This window comes from Afifella sp. H1R (assembly GCF_021462425.1).
GTDB classification, from domain to species: domain Bacteria; phylum Pseudomonadota; class Alphaproteobacteria; order Rhizobiales; family Afifellaceae; genus Afifella; species Afifella aestuarii.
This window is the reverse complement of record NZ_JAKEDY010000001.1, coordinates 1616259-1634819: the sequence shown is the minus strand read 5'-3', so window position 1 is coordinate 1634819 and position 18561 is coordinate 1616259. Positions and strand designations below refer to the sequence as shown.

General features: G+C 65.3%; 14 protein-coding genes and 1 tRNA gene. 5 read left to right on the top strand and 10 right to left on the bottom strand.

Going from position 1 to position 18561, the window contains the following annotated elements; all coding sequences use genetic code 11:
* Positions 1–25: 25 nt before the first annotated feature.
* From L0F51_RS07795 to L0F51_RS07770, 6 genes are all read right to left on the bottom strand, one after another.
* Complete coding sequence (locus L0F51_RS07795) at positions 26–802, bottom strand: thermonuclease family protein (protein WP_234628641.1); 777 nt, start codon at positions 800–802, stop codon at positions 26–28.
* A gap of 23 nt (positions 803–825) precedes the next feature.
* Positions 826–1032 carry a hypothetical protein gene (locus L0F51_RS07790; RefSeq protein ID WP_128291344.1) on the bottom strand — a complete coding sequence of 69 codons (207 nt, stop codon included), beginning with the start codon at positions 1030–1032 and terminating at the stop codon, positions 826–828.
* The gene (locus L0F51_RS07785) at positions 1029–2381 is read right to left on the bottom strand and encodes an amidase (protein ID WP_234628640.1); all 1353 of its coding nucleotides are present in this window, start codon (positions 2379–2381) and stop codon (positions 1029–1031) included. The genes L0F51_RS07790 and L0F51_RS07785 overlap by 4 nt, the downstream gene beginning before the upstream one ends.
* 18 nt (positions 2382–2399) lie before the next feature.
* Positions 2400–3821, bottom strand: coding sequence for a TRAP transporter large permease subunit (locus L0F51_RS07780; RefSeq protein ID WP_234628639.1), 1422 nt, complete (start codon positions 3819–3821; stop codon positions 2400–2402).
* Positions 3818–4540, bottom strand: coding sequence for a TRAP transporter small permease subunit (locus L0F51_RS07775; protein WP_234628638.1), 723 nt, complete (start codon positions 4538–4540; stop codon positions 3818–3820). The genes L0F51_RS07780 and L0F51_RS07775 overlap by 4 nt, the downstream gene beginning before the upstream one ends.
* Positions 4541–4610: 70 nt before the next feature.
* Positions 4611–5744, bottom strand: a complete 1134-nt coding sequence (locus L0F51_RS07770; RefSeq protein ID WP_234628637.1) for a TRAP transporter substrate-binding protein — start codon at positions 5742–5744, stop codon at positions 4611–4613.
* 421 nt (positions 5745–6165) lie between these two features.
* On the opposite strand from L0F51_RS07770, the gene L0F51_RS07765 reads away from it, so the two are divergent.
* Positions 6166–6242 (top strand) — tRNA-Arg (locus L0F51_RS07765).
* Between the two features lie 456 nt (positions 6243–6698).
* Here L0F51_RS07765 and L0F51_RS07760 read toward each other — a convergent pair.
* Positions 6699–7442, bottom strand: a complete 744-nt coding sequence (locus tag L0F51_RS07760; protein ID WP_234628636.1) for an SDR family oxidoreductase — start codon at positions 7440–7442, stop codon at positions 6699–6701.
* A 171-nt stretch (positions 7443–7613) separates the two neighbouring features.
* Between L0F51_RS07760 and L0F51_RS07755 the strand changes: the two genes are divergently transcribed.
* Positions 7614–8558: an AraC family transcriptional regulator gene (locus L0F51_RS07755; RefSeq protein WP_234628635.1), complete on the top strand. Its 945-nt coding sequence runs from the start codon at positions 7614–7616 to the stop codon at positions 8556–8558.
* A gap of 62 nt (positions 8559–8620) precedes the next feature.
* Here the strand turns inward: L0F51_RS07755 and L0F51_RS07750 are convergent, their stop codons facing one another.
* The 3 genes from L0F51_RS07750 to L0F51_RS07740 all read right to left on the bottom strand — a co-directional run bounded on the left by L0F51_RS07750 (position 8621) and on the right by L0F51_RS07740 (position 14963).
* The gene (locus L0F51_RS07750; protein ID WP_234628634.1) at positions 8621–11488 is read right to left on the bottom strand and encodes a WG repeat-containing protein; all 2868 of its coding nucleotides are present in this window, start codon (positions 11486–11488) and stop codon (positions 8621–8623) included.
* A gap of 11 nt (positions 11489–11499) precedes the next feature.
* Positions 11500–14283 carry a WG repeat-containing protein gene (locus L0F51_RS07745; protein ID WP_234628633.1) on the bottom strand — a complete coding sequence of 928 codons (2784 nt, stop codon included), beginning with the start codon at positions 14281–14283 and terminating at the stop codon, positions 11500–11502.
* Positions 14284–14561: 278 nt separating this feature from the next.
* Complete coding sequence (locus L0F51_RS07740; RefSeq protein WP_128291353.1) at positions 14562–14963, bottom strand: DUF2177 family protein; 402 nt, start codon at positions 14961–14963, stop codon at positions 14562–14564.
* A 194-nt stretch (positions 14964–15157) separates the two neighbouring features.
* Here L0F51_RS07740 and L0F51_RS07735 point away from each other — a divergent pair, with 194 nt between their 5' ends.
* The 3 genes from L0F51_RS07735 to L0F51_RS07725 are packed head-to-tail and all read left to right on the top strand — an operon-like array spanning position 15158 to position 18560.
* A complete protein-coding gene (locus tag L0F51_RS07735) occupies positions 15158–16546 on the top strand; it encodes an NAD(P)/FAD-dependent oxidoreductase (RefSeq protein ID WP_234628632.1) in 1389 nt (462 codons plus the stop codon).
* Positions 16543–17346 (top strand): DUF1365 domain-containing protein, encoded by an 804-nt coding sequence (locus L0F51_RS07730; protein WP_234628631.1) that lies wholly within the window; start codon positions 16543–16545, stop codon positions 17344–17346. Before L0F51_RS07735 ends, L0F51_RS07730 begins: the two co-directional genes overlap by 4 nt.
* Positions 17343–18560, top strand: a complete 1218-nt coding sequence (locus tag L0F51_RS07725) for a cyclopropane-fatty-acyl-phospholipid synthase family protein (protein ID WP_234628630.1) — start codon at positions 17343–17345, stop codon at positions 18558–18560. The genes L0F51_RS07730 and L0F51_RS07725 overlap by 4 nt, the downstream gene beginning before the upstream one ends.
* The last annotated feature ends 1 nt before the right edge of the window (position 18561 follow it).

Genomic DNA, 18561 nt, shown 5'->3' with positions numbered 1-18561 from the left:
CCTTGGGGCCCTCTGTTGCGAAACCTCAGCGGTGTTGCAGCGCGTCCATCATTTCAAGCTGCGAGGACCTTCGCAGAAGAAGCATCGGGCCACCTTTCTCCTCAAGGAAGCCACGCAGACGGACGGTCTTTCCGACAAGGCCCAGAAGTTGCTGCTCCCCGCCGAAGACCGGGACGTCCCGGCCGTCAATCTCCGCCGTGAAATCGTGCGACCAGTCGCGTCCGAAATTCAGATAGGTGCGATAAGGCCGGTTCCCAACAGAAATGATGGTTCCTTCCACTATGCCGTAACGGCCATATTGTGACGAAAGCGCCGCCGCGTCCTTGGCCTGATGCACAAGGCCCGGGGTTTTCCAGATGCCACGGGCGGCTTTTCGCGCCTCTTCTTCCGCCGCAAAGAGGCGTGTGGCGCAGGCCTCACCGAGAGCGTCACCGGCAAAAGGAACCGCGACGGCAAGGCCTTGCCGGAGAAGCTCGTCCTGCAGGAGGACGCTGTCGGTCATGATCCAGGCGGGGATGCGGTTCCAGCGGTCGGGCTTTTGGGAGAGCGGGACCGCCCGGGCGGGTTGAGCGACCAGAAAGTCGTTGATTGCGGCGAGCATCGGCTCGACCGGCAGGCGCTCATCGAGAAGCGAGGGCGGAGCGATGCCCGCGAGCGCGAAGCTCTTGGTTGGCGTGACGATGGTGCGCGGCTCTTCGGCGTGCGCGGCCAAAAGACGTTCGCCGCCCGCGAGTTCGCAGGTGTCCGCCCGGGCCGGCAGGGGCGAGACGATGAGCGACAGGCAGAGGAAGGCGCCGCACAATTGGGCGCGGCGCGCCCGAAACCTCAGGTGTCGCTCTCGCCTTGCGCGCGCTCTTCGGCTCGCCGCTGCCGCCATGGATGCCCCCAGAAATCATAGGCCGCCATCGCCACCACAACGGCGAGGACGATGACGAGGTCCGGCTCGCGGACCCACCAGGCGATGATGAAGAGGAAGAGAGCGAAACCCGCAAGGGCCACGAAGGCCAGGATCCGGTTGCTCCAATCGGTCATGGGCGGTCCTCCGGCTCCGGCGATGCGGCGACATGATCCATCAGCCAGCGCGCGGTGCGCAGGAGACGCCCTTCCTGACCGCGGGCGCCGACGATCTGGATGCCGAGCGGCATGCCGTTTGCCCCGTTCGCCAGCGGGAGGCTGAGCGCCGGCACGCCGCAGAGCGACCAGATGGTGTTGAAGACGGGATCGCCGGTCGTTGAAAGATCCGCAGGCGCCTCGCCGGGCGCGGCCGGCGTCAGAATGGCGTCGTAGCGGGCAAAGACGCGGTCGAGCCCGGCATTGAGGATGTTGCGCCAGTCGAGCGCGGCGAGATAGTCGACGGCCTTGATCTCGCGGCCTTCTTCGATGGCGTCCTGCATGTGCCGGCTGAGCTGATCCCATCCGCGCTCGGCCCAGGGGCGGAGATTGCGTGCAAAGCCCGCCATCATGAGACGGCGATGGGCGGGATGGGCGTTGGCGAAGGCGGCGGGAAGCTCGACCTCGTCGCATTGATCGCCGAGGAGGCCTGCGAGCTCCTGCATGGCGCCCTGCATGTCGGCATCGGCCTGGTCCCAGACGGGCGTCTTGATGAAGGCGAATTGCGGTTTGACGGGAGGCGCGCTCCGCGCCGCCTCAAGAAGCCGGTCGCGAGCGATCGGATGCGTGTCGTGGTCGCCGGCGTCGTAGCCCTGGAGCACCTCGGCGAGGAGGGCCGCATCTTCCACCGAGCGGCCGAAGACGCCGATCGTGTCGAGCGGCTCGGACTGTACGATGAGGCCGGTGCGCGGGATGACGCCGTGGCCCGGCTTGAAGCCGACGACGCCGCAATAAGACGCCGGCCGCAGCATCGAGCCGTTGGTCTGGGTGCCGACCGAGAGCGGCACCATGCCGGCGGCGACGGACGCGGCGGAGCCGGCCGACGAGCCGCCCGGCGTGCGCGTCGTGTCATGCGGATTGCGGGTCTTGGTCGGGGCGAAATAGGCGAGCTCGGTCGTCGTCGTCTTGCCGAAGAGGATGGCGCCTTCCGCCCGCAATTTTGCGGCGACAAAAGCGTCCTGGCGCGGGCGACGGCCGGCATCGAGCACGGTGCCGTTTTCCGTCGGCATATCGGCGGTGTCGATGATGTCCTTCAAGGCCACCGGCAGGCCGTGCAGGCGGCCGATCGGCTTGCCGGCCTTGCGCCAATCGTCGAGACGCTGTGCCTGGGCGAGGACATGGTCGGCATCGAGAAAGGCGAAGGCTTCGATCTCGCCTTCCTTCTCCGCGACGCGGGCGAGACAGGCCTCCGCCACGGCAAGTGCGCTGATCTCGCCGCGGGCGAGGTGGTCGCGCAACTCGCAGGCATCCAAGGTTCGTTCGGCCGTCATCTCGTTCTCCCCATTCGCTCACCGTCCGTAAACGAGATTCGGCAGCCAGTAGACCACCCCCGGGAAGACGTAGATGAGCGCCATGGCGAGGATGACCATGCCGAGAAAGGGCATGCAACCCTTGAAGATCTCGACGAGCTGCACCTGCGGCGGCGCGATGCCCTTGAGGTAATAGGCCGACATCGCCATCGGCGGGGTGAGGAAGGAGGTCTGCAGGTTGAGCGCGACGAGAATGCCGAAGAACAGGGGATCGATGCCGAAATGCGGCAGGAGCGGCAGGAAGATCGGCACGAAGATGATGATGATCTCCGACCATTCGAGCGGCCAGCCGAGCAGGAAGATGATGATCTGGGCGAGGATCAGAAAGACGATCGGCGAGATGTCGAGGCCGGTGACGAAATCGGAGATGACCTGTTCGCCGCCGAGATAGGAAAAGACGGAGGAAAACGTCCACGAGCCGACGAAGAGCCAGCACACCATCGCCGAGGTTCTGACCGTCAGATAGACGGATTCCTGCAGCCGCTGCCAGGTGAGGGCGCGGTAGGCGAGAGCGAGGATGAGGCCGCCGAGGGCGCCGACCGCTGCAGCCTCCGACGGCGTCGCCAGGCCGAAGAGAATGGCGCCGAGCACGGAGAGGATGAGGATCGCCAGCGGAAAGAACGAGGTGACGAGCAGCCAGAGAAGTGCGAGGCCCGAGATCTGCGTCTCCTCGGTCTCGGGCGGGCGTGGCGCGATCTTCGGATTGAGCCAGGCGCGGCCGACGACATAGAGGACGTAGAGGCCGGCGAGCAGCAGCCCCGGCAGGAGGGCGCCGGCATAGAGCCGGACGATCGAGACGCCCGAGGTCGCCGCATAGACGATCAGCATGATCGAGGGAGGGATGAGGATGCCGAGCGTGCCGCCGGCGCAGATGACGCCCGAGGCGAAGCTCGTGTTGTAACGGGCGTTGAGCATCGCCGGGAAGGCGAGGAGCCCCATCAGCGTGACGACGGCGCCGACGATGCCGGTGGCAGTCGCAAAGAGCGCGCAGGTGATGAGGGCGGCGACCGCCATCGAGCCCGGGATGCGCTTTGCCGCGATCTGCAGCGTGGAGAAGAGGCGGTCGACGATGTTGGCGCGCTCCACCACGTAGCCCATGAAGAGGAAGAGCGGCACGGCGGTCAGAACGTCGTTCGACATGACCGAGTAGGTCTGATTGACGAAGAGATCGAAGATGCGGTTGTTGAAGAAGCCGCCGAGCCAGGTTTCGATGCGCGTCCACAGATCCGCACCGTCGGTGAGGGCGCGCTCGTAGAGGCGCCATTGCCGGTCGGCGTCGAAATAGGCGTAGTAGCCGAAGCCCACACCGAGCGCCATCAAGGTGAAGGCGATCGGAAAGCCCAGCATGATGGTGAAGATGAAGATGCCGAGCATCGCCACGGCGATTTGCGGGTCGGTCATCTTTCGCCCTTCGTGCCGGGGCTGTGTCGCGATCGGTCGGGCGGCCCGTCATCGTCGTGCGGATCGCGGTGGCCAGGGTCGTCGCGGTGGAAGGTCTTGCGGGTCTGGCCGGCGGGCAGAACGATGTCGATCGCCTCGCCGCCATGGTGGAGGATGTCGCGCTCATGCTCCTTGATGAGCTGCTCTTCGAGTTCCTCCACATCGCTTTCGTGCTGCGGCCAGGCGCCCCGGCGGATGCACAGAATGCAGCGGAAGACCTGGGCGATGCCCTGCTGGAAGAGCAGGATGCCGGCGGCGACGATGATGAGCTTGAACTGGAAGATCGGCACGTTGGCCGGGCTCATCACGCTCACCTCCATGTAGCGGAGCGAGCGCGAGGCGTATTTCCAGCCGGCGAAGATGAGGGCGAGGATGCCCGGGAAGAAGAACAGGAAATAAAGAACGAGCTCGACGATCGCCTGGGTGCGCGGCCGCCAGAGCCTGTAGACGACGTCGCCGCGCACATGGCCGTCGCGCGACAGGGTGTAGGCGCCGCCCATCATGAAGAGCGCGCCGTACATCATGTAGGAAATGTCGAAGGCCCAGCTCGTCGGGGCGCCGAGCACATAGCGCACGAAGACTTCGTAGCCGACGCCGAACGTCATGACGAGGATCGACCAGGCAAAGGCCTTGCCGAACCACGCGGAGACCCTGTCGGCGAAACGGATATAGGCTTCCATCGGAAAACCGCTCGGGATCGGGCTGGGAAACGGGGAAGGGGCGGGGGCCCAAAACCCCCGCCGAGAGGTCTCAGAAGCCGAGCTTGCCGGGGAAGTAATGCTCGTAGGCGAGCTTGTAGTTCGCCTGGTTCATCAGGCTGTAGAAGGCGACGCGCTCCGACCATTCTTTCTGGCTGTCGACCACCTTGGCGAAGAACTCGTCCTGCATCAGGCCTTCGAGGACGGTGTCCCAGGATTCAAGCTGGGCCGCCATGATGGAGTCCGGCGTGCGCGAGACGGTGACGCCGTCTTCGTTGATGAGGCCCTGCAGATCCTTCGAATACTGATCCATGGCGAGGCCGTAATTGGCAGTGTTCGCCGCCTCCGCCCCGTATTCCAGGATCGCCTGGAGATCGGGATCGAGGGAATCGAAGAGATCCTTGTTGAAGGCGATTTCGAAGAACTCCGCCGCCTGGTGATAGGAGCCGAGCATATAATTCTTCGACACGTCCTGGGCGCCGAAGCGGCGGTCGGAGGTCGGGTTGTTGAACTCGAAGGCTTCGATGACGCCGCGCTCGAGCGCCGGGACGATTTCGCCGCCTGGAAGCTGCGTCACCGACAGGCCCATGCCCTGCATGATGTCCGTGGCGAGGCCGACGGTGCGGTATTTGAGGCCCTTCATCTGATCGGCGGAGGTGATTTCCTCCTTGAACCAGCCGAGCGGCTGGGTCGGCATCGGCAGGGCGAAGAAGCCGACGATGTTGAGGCCGAGAACGTCCTGGACGAGCTCGCGGTAGAGATCCTTGCCGCCGCCGAAATGGATCCAGGCCAGAATCTGCGACGCGTCGGCGCCGAAGACCGGGCCGGTGCCGAAGAGCGAGGCGGCCTTGTTCTTGCCGTACCAATAGGCGGTCACGGTGTGGGTGGCGTCGATGACGCCGTCGGCAACCGCGTCCTGGACCTGGAAGGCCTGGACCACGGCACCCGCCGGCAGAAGATCGATCTTGAGCCGACCTCCGGACATTGCCTCGACGCGGTCGGCATATTGCTTCGCCATGTCCTGAAAAACGTCCGAGGCGGGCCAGGACGACTGCATCTTCAAGGTCTGCGTGCCCTGGGCGGAGACGATGGCCGGAGCGGCAAGCGCGCCTGCCGCGCTCCCCGCGGCGAGGGTTCCGGCTTTCAAGAAAGATCGGCGCGATACGGGCGTTTTGTTCTCAGACATGTTTCCTCCCGGATGTCGTTTCCGGCTTTTGTCGCCGGTCTTTTGCTTGCCGGCATATCTGAGCCTGGAAAACGTCTGAGTTCAAGTAGAAGTCTTGAATGGATGTAGAAAGACAGCGTCACAGGGCGGTGAAGCGAGACTTTGAAAGGCAAATTTTGCGGATCTGATTTCTAAGATAACTGACGGTTTCTTTAACTCGTAAACTGATTGACTTAGGGTGTCAGGTGAGGCGGCGCCCGAGTGCTGTGGGGCGATGTCGACCGATGAGAGGCGCCTGCAGAACTTGCCGGGGCGACAGAAGGGGGGCGCGACAGAAGACGAAGGCCGCGGGGCTTGTTCGCTCTTCCTCGAGACGGTAGATAGCAGGAGCTTGGCGCCTGTGCCCGTCGGCCGCGTGCCGGGGCTCGGGTGCGATCGATCAGGCCCCGTAGCTCAGCAGGATAGAGCATCGGATTCCTAATCCGAGGGTCACAGGTTCGAATCCTGTCGGGGTCACCATTTTCTGAGTATTCGGCCCGGAAAAACGGGTGATGGCCTGGTTCCGGCGTGGGCGCCGCTCACCGTCTTTGGCTTTCGGTCTCCTGGCGTAATCCGCGCACCGGCCAGATCTCCAAATGCCGGGACGAGGACGAGGGCGCCGCCGGTGATTTCGAGCGGCTGCAGAGCCTCGCCGGCGAGCACAGCGGCCGAGGCCGCCCCGACGAGACCATCCGCCATCAAGAGAATGAAATCCCCACAGGACGCCCGTCGCAAAGACGATGGTGGTGGCCAGAGAGGTGGTGCGCTCGCTCCGTATTCGACCTTCCCTAAGGCGCTTCACGATCCGACGGAAGCCGGCGGGGGCTTGGTTCTCGCGCGCATGAAAAAGTGGCGGAGGTCTCCCTCCGCCACGCGTTCGATCGATCGGGAATTCGCGGGGCGGTGCAACACCGCCCCGTCTTGTCAGTTTGGCTTTTACCAGGGCTGGTTGGCCGGCCCGACGGTGAACTCGTTGACGGTGACGTCATCCGGCAGGTCGAGCGCATAGGCCACGACGTCGGCGATGCGGTCCGGCGAGATGCCGTAGGACTCGTAGGTGCTCTGCATGCCTTCGGCCGCACCCTTATGGGTGATCGTGTCGAGAAGCTCGGTGTTGATCGCGGCCGGATAGAGCGTCGCGGTGCGGATGTTCGTGCCTTCGGACGCCGATTCCATGCGCAGGACTTCCATGAAATCGCGCACGAACCACTTGGTGCCGCCATAGACGGCCGTGCCCGGATAGGCCTTGAGGCCGGCGACCGAGGAAACCGCGAGAATATGGCCGGATTTCTGCTCGGTGAAGGTCGGCATGACGGCCGCGACGCCGTTCAACACGCCGTTGATGTTGACGTCGACCATCTGCTTCCACTCATCCGTCTTCACGGCGGAGACGGGGCTCACCGGCATCAGACCGGCGTTGAGGAGGATGGCGTCGACGCCGCCGAAGCTATCCTTGGCGAGCTTCACGATGGCCTCGTTCTCGGCCGGCCTGGTGACGTCCAGCACCTGGTAGGCGGCCTGGCCGCCAGCCGTTTTAATCTCGTCGACGATCTGTTTCAGCTTTGCTTCACGGCGCGCGCCGAGGACGACCTTGGCGCCCTTCTCTGCGAGCAGCCTGGCAGTCGCCTCGCCGATGCCCGAAGACGCGCCGGTGATGATGACAACCTTGTCCTTGATCATGTCGGTACCCTGAGTTCGTTGATGGTGGAATGCAACATTCCACGTCAGGCTTGTCGGCCGGTAGAAATATCCGGCGGTTTTCTTGCCTGATCCTCCAGGAGCGCGGATTTTTCCGCGACACTGGCCCTGGCGCCGGGTTAGGGTCTGCGCATGATGTCCCGGAAAACGCCCATGTCCGTGCAAGACCAGCCCCAGGCGCCTCTCTCAATCCACGCGACCCTCGCCGAGATCATCGGACGATGGACCGTTGGACAGGAGGATTGCGCGACCCCGATCGCGAACCTCACCTTTTTCCGGCGCGAAAGCCTGACCGAGCCCTGCGCGTGTCTGGTGGAGGCGAGCGTCATTCTGGTCGCGCAGGGCGCCAAGCAATTGCTGATCGGCGAGCGCGCCTATCCCTACGATACGGAGCGTTTCCTGCTCGCCTCGCTCGATCTTCCCGCCAATTCGCAGGTTCTTCAGGCGAGCCGGGAGACGCCGTGCCTCGGGCTGGCGCTCCGGCTCGATCTCCGCGTCATCGCAGAGCTCATCGCGCAGGTGCGGCTGCCGGTGTCGCGGGAGCGCATGTGCGAGGGCAGTGCGGCGCTCGGCACGATCACCCCGGCGCTGCTGGAACCGTTCGGCCGGTTGCTCGCGCTTCTCGACGAGCCCGATGCCGTGCCCGTGCTCGCGCCGCTGATCGAGCGGGAGATCCATTACCGGCTGTTGATGAGCGATCAGGCGGCGCGGCTGTTGCAGATCGCGTCAGTGGGCAGTCAGAGCCACCGCATCGCCAGGGCGATCGACTGGCTGAAGACACACTACGCCGAGCCGTTGCGCATCGACGAACTGGCGGGGCATGTGCAGATGAGCCCGTCGAGCCTGCACCACCATTTCCGGCAGCTCACCGCGATGAGCCCGCTCCAGTATCAGAAATGGCTGCGCTTGAACGAAGCGCGGCGGCTGATGCTGAACGAATATCTCGATGCGGCGGGGGCCGCCTTTACGGTCGGCTATGAGAGCCCGTCGCAGTTCAGCCGCGAATATGGCCGCCTCTTCGGGGCTCCGCCGAAGCGCGACATCGAAGGGATGAGAGCGCGCACGGCCGGGAATACGTCGCGTCTGGGAGCCGTCTAGGACGCCACATTCAAGGCCGAGCGCTTCTGCGCCGCCGGGATGGTCCGGCGGCACTGCTTATATCAGCGGCAGCGTTTGGGGAGGCTTTCGGGCCAGAGACGGCGGTTGTCCGGGCCGTAGAGGACGCGCACGCCGCAGGTTTCGTTGACGCGGGCGAGGGGGCGGCCGTCTCTGTCGATCATCATGGCGTTGGCGCCGGTCGTGACGATCGCCCTGTCGTCGGAGAAGCGCGAGGCATCGCGGTAGACGGGCGGGATGAGATAGCGGCCCTCGCTGTCGATATAGCCGTAGAGGCCTTCCTGCGCGGCCGCATAGGCGAGGCCCTCCTCGTCAGGGCGTGAAAGATCGCGGTACCGGCCGATCTCAAGGCGCTCGCCGGAACGGTCCATCCAGCCGGGCTTTGCGTTCCGGTTCGGACGATTGAGCGCGACGCCGTTGCGGAAGGAGCCGCCGCGGCCCTCGACGCTGAGCGTCTCATCGCCTTGCGCGTCGGCATAGACCGTCCTGTCCTCGTCCTCGTTCCAGCCGACGAGCCAGTCGGCGTCCGCGGGCCACGCCCATTGCGCGGTGGGGAGATCGGCCACCGTCTCGCCGTCGCGATCGATCAGATGGGCGCCCTCGGCGGTGGCGAAGAGGGCGCGATCGCCGTGGAAGGACGAGCCGACGCCGCGGCGGAGCGGCAGCGCCCATTCGCCTTCGGCTGTCAGATAGCCCGTCGCGGGCCGGCGGATGGTGCGCAGCCAATGCCCGACGCGGGCGAATTGCGTCTCGCGGCCATCGATTTCAATGTCGCCGTCCTCCGACAGGAGGAGATGGAGACCGGTCTCGTGGGACACCACTTCGACACGCCCGTCGGGCCAGGTCGTGGCTTTGAGGGAGGGCGTGAACGCCACGACCGTCTCGCCCGCGGCATTCACGATCGCCTTGGGCTTTGTGCTGAAGATTTCGTCGGAGGGTTCGTCGCGCACCGCCCAGAGCTTGCCGTTGATGCGCTCGATCTCGGCGTAATCGGGATCGAGAATCCAGGCTCCGCTCTGGTCGATGACGCCGAGCCGGCCCTCGGCGGTTTTGGCGATCGCCTGTCCCTCGACGAAGTCCTGCACCGTGCGGAAGCGGGCCTCGCCCACCGGCTCGCCGGCCGCGATGTCGTAAAGCCTGAGGAGATCATCGGCCGCGGCCGTCTCCTGATAGGTGACGAGGCCGGGTGAGACGATCTTCAGGCCGAAGCTGGAGGGAATGTCGTGGAGTGTGCCGTCGCGGCCGAGCGCCTGGATGTCGCCGTTGCGGGAGGTGAGCGCGTAGCCATTGTGGAAGCGGCTGATGTGATCCTGTGACGGTTCGAGCAGCACTTTGCCCGTCTCGTCGATCATGCCGACGCCTTCGGCCGTGGCGATGGCGAAGCGGGGTTCGTCGGTCGTGAGCGGCTCGTCCTCCAGGAGGCTCACGTTGCCCCACGATTTGTCGACCACGATGCTGCCGTCGGAGAGGAGGAGGCCGGTGCCCTCCTCGTTGCACTGACACCAGGTCTGGCCGAGGATCGCGACCGGCACCGGGCCTTCGGCCTTGTCGACGCGCGGGATGATCTCGACGCCGAAGCCGTCGAGCTCCTCGACCGCTTCGGGTGTGAGCAGGGGTCTAAGGTCGGGCCCGAGGATGTTGAGCCGGCCGTCGATGTCGTTCGGCCAGTACCAGCCGCCTCTGATCTCGACGGAATCGATCTGGCCGACCCAGTCATGATCCTCGCGCGAGAGATAATGTCCGTCGCGCGAGATGAGCCCGGCGACGGCGCCGTTCTCGTCCTGAACGAGCAGGAGTTCGTCCTGGATCGTCCGCTCGGCGAGGAAACCCTTTTCGAGGACCACCGGCGCATCCGCCTGAGGCGCGAAGACCTGTGTGCCATCCTCCGCGCGATAGGTGACGAAGGGGCCGAACTGGCCGATCGAGGTGCGGCCCGGCCGGTCGATCTCGGCGAGCGTCTTGCCTGCGCGATTGATGATGAAGACCTCTCCGTCATCACCGGAGGCCCACCAGAGATCGTCGCTGATTTGCCGGATCTCCCGGTATTCGGAGCCGACGACGGTGCCGTCGGGCTTGAGGAGCGCCTGATAGGTCGCGCCGCCAGCCGCCGTCCACAATCCGCCGTCCTTCCGCGGTGGGTCGATGTAATCGAAGAGCGGCGGCACCAGAATATTCAAGTCGCTATCGACGATCCCGAGCGCGCCATGGGCGCGGACGAGGAAGAGGTTCGCCTCTGGCGCGCCGAACCCGCCGACGATCTCCAGATCCGGCATCCAGCTGATCTCTTTGCCGTCCGGGCTTTTGTAGACCGGGGCGTACGTGGTCCGGACCGGAGCGGGCTCGCCGGACCCGACCGTGAGGGAGGCGAGATGCCCCCCGAGATCGACGTCGAGCCGCTTTCCGTCGCGCCCGATCAGCACCCATTCATAGAGTTTCCAGACCGGCGCCACGCCGATTTCGGCAAAAGCCTTGGCCTCGCCGAAACCGGGCTCGATCACCCAGTCTCCCGATGTGTCGATGAAGCCCCAATGGCTTCCGTCCCTGGCGGCGGCGAGGCCATGCGCGAAGGGCTGCACGGCGTCGAATTTCGGCGGGATGGCAAGCCTGCCGTCGCGATCGACGAAGCCCCATTTGTGATCGCTCAGGCCGTAGCCCTGGCTCTGGCCGGCCGCGATGTCATCGATGTTTCTGTCGGCTCTCGGAAGCTGCACCGCGGCCATGCCTTCGCCGAGCGCCGACAGGCAGTCGTTGCTGCGGCTCGGCGTCTGTCCGGAGTTCGGATCCAGCGCGGAGAAGAGGATGGAGCTCCCCATGACGTCGCAGGTTCGCGTCTGCGCATGCGCCATCGGTGCGGCGAGGGCGCTCGCGAGGAGGGCGGCGCTAAGTGTCGTCAAGGATGCCGTCTTGCTCATGATGGGCCGCCTCACTGCTTGCTGCCTTTGTCGTCTGCACGTTGCTCGGACGCATCGTTTTCGGAGGCCCCGTCGTCGGGCGCATCGCCGCTCGCGTCGGTTTCGCAGGTCACTTCGTCCGGCCAGGTGCGGTTGCCGTCCGCATCCTGGACGATGATGCTGCCGCATTGGGCGGCGAAGCGGATCGTCGGCTCGCCCTCCTTGTCGATGAAGAAGAGATCGCCGTCGCGATCGACCACCAGGGCCTTTCCTTCGCTGAAGGATTTTGCGTCCAGGTAGATGGCGGGCATGGCGCGCGTGCCGTCGCGGCGGAGGTAGCCGAGCCGGTTGCCCGAAATGTCGAGGCGCCGGAAATAGGCGAGCCCCTCGCTCATCGGCCCGAGCGTTTCGAAGAACGGACCGATGACCTTGTTGCCGTCGGCGTCCATGAAGCCGACCTTCCGGGCCTCTTCGTCGCGATAGGCGACCAGACCTTCGCCGCCCGTTTTCTCGCGCAGGGCGTAACGCCCCTCGATGCGTGCGAATTCCTTGCCGTCGCGATCGATGAGCGCGGTCTCGCCCTCGTTGTCGAAGGTGCGGGCATAGCGGTCCATGCCCGGGATCGGCACGGTCGCGTCGGCATCGAGCGAAAGGATGTTGCCATCGGCACCGACGAGCAGTGTTTCGCTGCGGTCATAGGCGCGCGCCACACGCTGCGGCAGGACGAAGTCCAGCCGCTCGCTGAAACGCGGGGGGACCCGCCATGCGCCGCTCGCATCGACGGCGCCCTGGCCGGAGCGGAAGGTCAGGATCGCCAAATTGCCTGCGGTCGTGACGTCTTCCGGATTGCCGTCCGCCTGCATGCGCGTCTCGCCGGCCTCGTCGAGGAGAAGGGCGCCGCCGTCCGCCGGGCGAACCAGGAAGCCTCCGCCCGGCATCTCGGTCGGCCTCTCGCCGAGGCCTTCGACGATCACCCGCTTTTCGCGGGGGGAGGCGAGGGCATAGGTCTGCTCGCCGTCGACCCGGTGCTCGAGAAGATAGAGGCCGGAGGCGAGGCGTTTGGGCTCGCGCGAGATGGTCTCGTCCGGATCGATCACCCATCCGCCATTGCGGTCGATGATGCCCCAATGACGCCCTCCGTAGGTTGGCGCGGCCTTCTTCGCCGGGGCGAAGCCGTCTGCGAACTCGCCGATCTCGACGAATTTCGGCTCACCCACCGTCTTGCCCGCCGCGATATCCCAGAGGCCCGCACGCGTGCTCCGGGTGTCGGGATCGCGCTCGCGATAGGTCAGGATGCCATCCGCCATCTTGTCGCGGCCGCGGAAGACGGCGCGCCGCACCGGATGCTCGCTGCCATCGGCGGCGACGATCAGCCCGTCCTCCTCGGACGGTTTCTGGGCGAGCGCATAGCCGTCGTGGAAGGAGGCAAGCTGCCGGTAGGCCGGCTCGACCACCCAGTCGCCATCGGCCGCGATGGCGCCGTAAAGATCGTTGTCGGCGCGCACGACGAGCGGACCTTCGTCCGCATAATAGGCATCGATGTCGGACCAGTCCGCGCGGGTGACGATCTCGCCCTCGTGGGTGAGGATCGCAGGCGGCGTGTTGCGATCGGTCGGGCGCAAGGTCGCAAGCGGCAGGCTTTCCGCCTTGCCGTCGGCGGCGGACACCGGCGAGATGGAATAGGCATCAAGCTTTGCCAGCGTCTCCTCGTCGAGAAGAGGTGTGCCATCCGGGCCGAGCGCCTGGACCTCGTTGTTGTCGTTGTCGTAGATCCACAGCGTATCGCCCTGCTCGCGCGCATAGCCGATGTCGGGAAAGTCTCTTTCGACGACCTCGCCACCGGCACGGGCGATGATCACGCCGTCTTCGGTCTGGAAATAGGTGGAGGTCTCGTCGGACTTGATCTCCCGCGTGCCCTTGCCGAGTTCGGCAAGCGTGTTGCCCGCCGCGTCGAGCAGCAGCTCGGTGCGGTCCTCGGTCCTGGCGCGCCAGGTGCCCGGTGCGATCAGCCTGAGGCCGCGGAAGAAGGTGTCGTTCAGGGGCTTGCCGGTGGCATCCACCATCTGCCAGCCGTCTTCGCGGTCGACGGCGAAGGATTTTCCGTCGGTGATCGGCAGTTTTTGCGTGCCGAGCACCTCCGGCGCGACGATCCATTTGCCGTCCATGCCGAGAAGGCCCCAGGAGCCGAGATAGCGGCTTTCGCGGATCTGGACGAAGACGCCGTCCTCGATGAACGGGGCCGGCTCCACCCGCATGGTGCCGTCGGGCAGGGAGAGGGATTTCGTGGTCGCTGCGTCCCACACGACGGGCGCAAGCGGCGCCTCGATGGGGGTGAGCTGCACTTCCGCCTGGTTCGCCGGCTCGACATAGCGCGCGCCGAGCGGAAAGCGCTTCACCACCGTGCCGGCCTTGTCGATCAGGCTGACCGCTTCTTCCTTTTCGACGATGGCGACGCCGGCGGCGTTGAAGGAATGGGCGGCGTCATATTGCGGCTCGATCGCAAAGGCGCCGGATTTGTCGACATAGCCCCATTTGCCGTCGAGTTTCACCGCGGCGAGGCCGTTGGCGAAGGGCGCCGCTTCCGGAAAGCGCGGGGCGATCGCCATGTTGCCGTCGTGGTCGAGATAGCCGTAGACGGGCGCGCCATCGAGCGGGCCGGTGGGAACGAGCGCCAGCCCCTCGTGGAAGCTGTGGAAGCAGCCCGCCACGTCCTTCTGCCAGTCACAACTCACCGGCCAATTGTCGAGCGCGAAAGCGGGGGATGCGGCGAGGGCGGCCGCAACGAGAACGGAGGCGCGAAGCCTGGCGCAGGTCATGGGCTCTCCCGGTCATGCCGACGCCTCCGCAGACACGGAACGACATCGGTCGAATGGAAAGATGAACGCACCGGCGCGCCGGCACTATGGAAGGGCCGGCTGTGTAGCATCGCGGCTCAGGGAGCTGTCAATTCGTCACAGTTGAAATTTCGAAGCCGTTCTTCCGACTTCGAGATTCGTGTCTTTCTCATGACGCGGGAGGAAAGCTGTCGCATCCGAGCCGCGGCGGGGCACTCCCAAAAGCTCCGCCGGCGACCGCAGACATGGCTGTGGGTGGCTCAGCTGATCCAGCGGGTCAGAAGATAGCCGATCAGCGCCGAAAAGCCGGTGAGGAAGGTGCCCCAGCAGATGTCGACGATGCTGACGGAGGCCGGCCAGTCGCGCAGGGTGGCGAGGTTGGTCATGTCGTAGGTGCCGTAGGCGATGAAGCCGAGGATGGCGCCGGCGACGAGGGCCGTCGTCCAGCCGCCGCCGTTGATGGCGGGCCAGACGGCGAAATAGATGATGCCGAAGACGTAGACGAGATAGAAGAGCCCGGCGACGGCGAGATCGGGCTTTGCCGCCATCAGGTCGCCCAGCCGGTCCTTGTAGAAGGTGCCGCCCATCTGGCTCAGCCACACGAAATCGAGGCCGAAGAAGACGATTGCCGTCGCAATGTAGGCGGTGAGAGATGTGGGCATGAAACGATCCTTTCGGGACGGCCTGGCAGGTGGGGCGACATGATTTGATGTGCGATCTTCAGAATACATAGGCGCCGCGGTCCGTTCCAGTTCAGGCGTTCCTGGAAAATTGACCGACTTTTGCCTGGGCCACGAAAGTCGGACGCAGGATTTTTACCTGAAGCCGTTATCGTGGCCACACGGAAGGGGCGGACATGCAGCGATTCGTGGATGACGGGCCGGAAACGGCGACCGGGGAGGCCGAGGGCGGCAAGGTCGCGGTGATCGGCAGTGGGATTTCGGGCCTCTCGGCCGCCTGGCTCTTGCGCCGGAGCGGGCGGCAGGTCGTGCTTTATGAGGCCGAGGGTCGGCCGGGCGGACATTCCAACACCGTGGTGCTGCCGCCGGAGAAGGGTGGGATCGCGGTCGATACCGGTTTCATCGTCTACAACGCCGCCAATTATCCCAATCTCGTCGCCATGTTCGAGTATCTCGGCGTGGCGACGGAGGCCTCCGACATGTCGTTTGCCGCCTCGCTCGACGGGGGGCGGCTCGAATATTCCGGCACGGGTCTCAACGGGCTCTTCGGCCAGCGCAGCAATCTCGTGAAGCCGCGCTTCTGGTCGATGCTGCGCGATCTCTTGCGCTTCTACCGCGAGGCGCCGGCGCTGATCGGGCAGGAGCGGGCGCTTTCTCTGACGCTCGGGGATTACCTGTCCGAACAGCGTTACGGCGAGCCTTTCGTCAAAGACCATCTTCTGCCGATGGCGGCGGCGATCTGGTCGACGACGGCGGAGGAAATGCGCGCCTATCCGGTTCTCGCCTTCGTGCGCTTCTTCGTGAGCCACGGCCTGTTGCAGCTGAAGGACCGGCCGGCCTGGCGCACGGTGAGCGGCGGCAGCCGCGAATATGTGGCGCGCATGCTCGACGGCTTCGGCGCCGATCTCCGGCTCGGCACGCCGGTCGTCGAGGTGACGCGGCAGGCGGACGGTGTCACCGTCGTCGACGACACGGGCAACCGGGACCGCTTTGCGGCCGTCGTGATCGCAAGTCACGGCGACCAGGCTCTCAACATGCTGGGCGATGCCGATGCGGAGGAGCGCGCCACGCTGTCGGCCTTCTCCTACACGCAGAACCGCGCCGTTCTGCACCAGGATGCGCGCCTGATGCCGCGCCGCCAGCGCGTGTGGTCGAGCTGGAACTATGTCGGCGAGACGGTTGCGGAGACGGCGGAGGGAGCAGACCCGAAACTTTGCGTCACCTATTGGATGAACCGGCTGCAGAACCTCGATCCGGCCTGTCCGCTGTTCGTGACGCTCAATCCGGTGCGCGAGCCGGCGGCCGAGAGCGTGATCGAAGAGTTTTCTTATCAGCATCCGCTGTTCAATGCGGCCGCCTTGCAGGCGCAGCGTGAGCTCTGGCGTCTGCAGGGGCGCCGCAACACCTTCTTCTGCGGCTCGTATTTCGGTTACGGCTTCCATGAGGACGGGCTGCAGGCCGGGCTTGCCGCCGCAGAGGCGCTTTCCGGGGCGCGCCGGCCGTGGAACGTGGCCGCACAATCTGGTCGGATCACACTTTCGCCCCATCTTGAGATGGCGCAATGACCTTTCGATCCGCCATCTATGCCGGCGATGTGGTGCACAGCCGGATGCGGCCCCGCCGCCACCGCCTGCATTATCGCGTGTTCTCGCTGCTCGTCGATCTCGACGAGCTCGAGAGCCTCAGCCGGCGCTTGCGTCTTTTCGGCTATAACCGCTTCTCTTTGTTCAGCTTTTACGATGCCGACCATGGTCGTGGAGAGACCGGTGGCTTGCGCCGTTGGGTGTCGGAACGGCTCACGGAGGCGGGCATCGAGGCCGAAGGCGGGCGGGTCGCGCTTCTCACCTATCCGCGGGTTCTGGGCTATGTCTTCAACCCGCTCAGCGTCTATTACTGCTACGATGCCAACGATCGGCTCGTTGCGATCCTGCACGAAGTGTCGAACACGTTTTCCGAAAAGCACACTTATGTGATCCCGGTGACGGGGGAGGCGCAGGAGACGATCGAGCAGGCCTGCGACAAGCTCATGTATGTGTCGCCGTTCATTCCGATGGACTGCCGCTATCATTTCCGCATCGCGCCGCCCGAGGAACGCGTTCTCGTGCGCATCGCCGAGGAAGATCGCGAGGGGCCGCTTCTCATCGCCTCGTTCGCGGGGGAACGGCGCGCCATCTCGGACAAGGCGCTGTTGCGCGCCTTCCTGTCCTATCCGCTGATGACGTGGAAAGTGACGGTCGGCATCCATTACGAGGCGCTGCGCCTGTGGTGGAAAGGCATGCCGCTCTTCCGCCACGAGAAGGCGCCGCAGCGCTACGCGTCCACGATCGTCCTGCCGCAAGCCCAAAAGGGAGACAATCCGCAATGAGCCACGCCGAACGCCGGTCCTCCGCATGGCCGGCGCTCCCCGCCGCTCTTTGGTCGCGCCTTGCCCGCCAGATCGTCGACCGAATTGCGGTCGGCGAGCTGACACTGCATTTCCCGGACGGCAGCCAGATGACGGCCGCCGGCGCCACCGCAGGCCCGCACGCCGTCATGCATATCCATCGCGGCCGGTTCTTTCTGCGCCTTCTCAACTCAGGCGCGATCGGGCTCGCCGAGGGCTATCTCGCCGAGGATTGGTCGTCGCCCGACCTTGAAGCGGTGCTGGAGCTCGCGCTCCTCAACGAGCCGGCCGTCGGCGATGCCGTGGCGCTCAACCGCCTGCAGGGGGCGTGGGAGCGCCTGCGCCATCTCGGCCGGGCGAACACCCGCCGCGGCAGCCGGCGCAACATCGCGGCGCATTACGATCTCGGCAACGAGTTTTACCGACGCTGGCTCGACGAAACGATGACCTATTCGGCGGCGTTATTCGCGCGCCCCGATGTGGATCTCGCCGAGGCGCAGCGGGCGAAATACCGCCGCATCATCGATATTCTGAAGCTGAAGCCCGGCGAGCGGGTGCTCGAGATCGGCTGCGGCTGGGGCGGCTTTGCCGAGATCGCCGCGAAGGAGGCCGATTGTCATGTGACCGGGCTCACCTTGTCACGCGAGCAGGCGGCCTTTGCGCGCGAGCGGCTCGCCGGTGCGGGACTCGACGGGAAGACGGAGATCCGTCTGGAGGATTACCGCGATACGGCCGGCTCCTACGACAAGATCGTTTCGATCGAGATGTTCGAAGCGGTCGGTGAGGCGAACTGGGCGACCTTCTTCAACGTCGTCCATCGGCGGCTGAAGGAGAACGGCCGTGCGCTCATCCAGGTGATCACCATGGACGAGGGTCGTTTCCAGCATTACCGCAAGAATGTCGATTTCATTCAGCGCTACGTCTTTCCGGGCGGGATGCTGCCGCCGCGCTCCGCTTTCGAACGCCATGCGCGCGAGGCGGGGTTCGAGATTGGCGATGCCTTCTTTTTCGGGCGCGATTATGCCGAGACGCTGCGGCGCTGGGAGAAGGCGTTTCTCGCGCACTGGCCGGCGATTTCCGAGCTCGGCTTCGACGAGCGCTTCCGCCGGCTGTGGCGCTATTATCTGACCTATTGCGCGGTCGGCTTCAAAGGCGGGCGCGTCGATGTCGGCCAGTTCCTCTTGGCGCGCGGATGAG

Excerpts from the sequence above, each read along its gene's own strand:
- L0F51_RS07790 (WP_128291344.1), bottom strand. The coding sequence starts at position 1,032 with ATGACCGATTGGAGCAACCGGATCCTGGCCTTCGTGGCCCTTGCGGGT.
- L0F51_RS07785 (WP_234628640.1), bottom strand. The coding sequence starts at position 2,381 with ATGACGGCCGAACGAACCTTGGATGCCTGCGAGTTGCGCGACCACCTC.
- L0F51_RS07780 (WP_234628639.1), bottom strand. The coding sequence starts at position 3,821 with ATGACCGACCCGCAAATCGCCGTGGCGATGCTCGGCATCTTCATCTTC.
- L0F51_RS07775 (WP_234628638.1), bottom strand. The coding sequence starts at position 4,540 with ATGGAAGCCTATATCCGTTTCGCCGACAGGGTCTCCGCGTGGTTCGGC.
- L0F51_RS07770 (WP_234628637.1), bottom strand. The coding sequence starts at position 5,744 with ATGTCTGAGAACAAAACGCCCGTATCGCGCCGATCTTTCTTGAAAGCC.
- L0F51_RS07760 (WP_234628636.1), bottom strand. The coding sequence starts at position 7,442 with ATGATCAAGGACAAGGTTGTCATCATCACCGGCGCGTCTTCGGGCATC.
- L0F51_RS07755 (WP_234628635.1), top strand. The coding sequence starts at position 7,614 with ATGTCCGTGCAAGACCAGCCCCAGGCGCCTCTCTCAATCCACGCGACC.
- L0F51_RS07750 (WP_234628634.1), bottom strand. The coding sequence starts at position 11,488 with ATGAGCAAGACGGCATCCTTGACGACACTTAGCGCCGCCCTCCTCGCG.
- L0F51_RS07745 (WP_234628633.1), bottom strand. The coding sequence starts at position 14,283 with ATGACCTGCGCCAGGCTTCGCGCCTCCGTTCTCGTTGCGGCCGCCCTC.
- L0F51_RS07740 (WP_128291353.1), bottom strand. The coding sequence starts at position 14,963 with ATGCCCACATCTCTCACCGCCTACATTGCGACGGCAATCGTCTTCTTC.
- L0F51_RS07735 (WP_234628632.1), top strand. The coding sequence starts at position 15,158 with ATGCAGCGATTCGTGGATGACGGGCCGGAAACGGCGACCGGGGAGGCC.
- L0F51_RS07730 (WP_234628631.1), top strand. The coding sequence starts at position 16,543 with ATGACCTTTCGATCCGCCATCTATGCCGGCGATGTGGTGCACAGCCGG.
- L0F51_RS07725 (WP_234628630.1), top strand. The coding sequence starts at position 17,343 with ATGAGCCACGCCGAACGCCGGTCCTCCGCATGGCCGGCGCTCCCCGCC.